The sequence below is a fragment of the Szabonella alba genome, from assembly GCF_016765775.1.
Classification (GTDB): Bacteria; Pseudomonadota; Alphaproteobacteria; order Rhodobacterales; family Rhodobacteraceae; genus Szabonella; species Szabonella alba.
The window spans coordinates 1-799 of record NZ_JAESVN010000050.1 but is presented as its reverse complement, the minus strand read 5'-3'; the positions used below and the strand labels follow the sequence as shown (position 1 = coordinate 799).

At 61.5% G+C, this 799-nt stretch carries 2 protein-coding genes; both read left to right on the top strand.

Annotation, left to right across the window (positions count from 1 at the left end; translation table 11 throughout):
* The first annotated feature begins 81 nt into the window (after nucleotides 1-81).
* Entirely contained in the window at nucleotides 82-378 is a 297-nt protein-coding gene (locus JL811_RS19880) for a transposase (RefSeq protein ID WP_202690436.1), read from the top strand.
* Nucleotides 379-386: 8 nt separating this feature from the next.
* On the top strand, nucleotides 387-799 hold a 413-nt coding region (locus JL811_RS19875; RefSeq protein ID WP_202690435.1), incomplete at its 3' end, for an IS3 family transposase.

The following is a 799-nucleotide window of genomic DNA, read 5'->3' as shown; positions in this document are numbered from 1 at the left end:
TGAGCTACTCCCCGAAAATCGGACAGTGACGGAAGCTACGATCTGACGTCTGCTGATCTCCAAGAACGAGGAGATCAGGACATGAGGAAACGCAGGAACCATGACGCGGGCTTCAAGGCTCGTGTGGCGCTGGAAGCCGTGAAGGGTGAACGCACGGTGTCGGAACTGGCCGCCGAATACGGCGTGCATCCGACGATGATCCATCAGTGGAAGAAGGCGCTGCTCGAGGGGGCATCCGACATCTTCGAGCGCGGCGGCAGAACGCAGGCTGCCGAGGTCGATGAAGAGACGGTCCGGTCCCTGCACGCCAAGATCGGGGAACTGGCCGTCGCCAACGATTTTTTGTCACGAAAGCTCAAGCCCTGGACCGGGAAGTGAGGCGCGGGATGATCGAGAAGAACCACCCGAGCCTGTCGGTGGGCGCGCAGTGCCGCCTGCTGTCGATCTCGCGATCTTCGTTCTACTACGCGCCGACGGGCGAGACCGAGATAAACCTCGCCCTCATGCTGCTGATCGACAAGCAGTTTCTGGAGACGCCCTTTTACGGCGTGCAGCAGATGACGTGGCACCTGCAGAACGAAGGCCACGCCGTGAACGTCAAGCGCATCCGGCGGCTGATGCGCCTCATGCGCTTGATGCCGATCTACCAGAAGCCCGATACGAGCAGGCCCGCCAAGGGGCACAAGACCTATCCCTACCTGCTGGGCGGGCTGCGGGTTGATCGACCCAACCAGGTCTGGTGCGCTGACATCACCTACCTGCCGATGCGCCGCGGCTTTCTCTATTTGGTCGCCGTCAT

Excerpts from the sequence above, each read along its gene's own strand:
- JL811_RS19880 (WP_202690436.1), top strand. The coding sequence starts at position 82 with ATGAGGAAACGCAGGAACCATGACGCGGGCTTCAAGGCTCGTGTGGCG.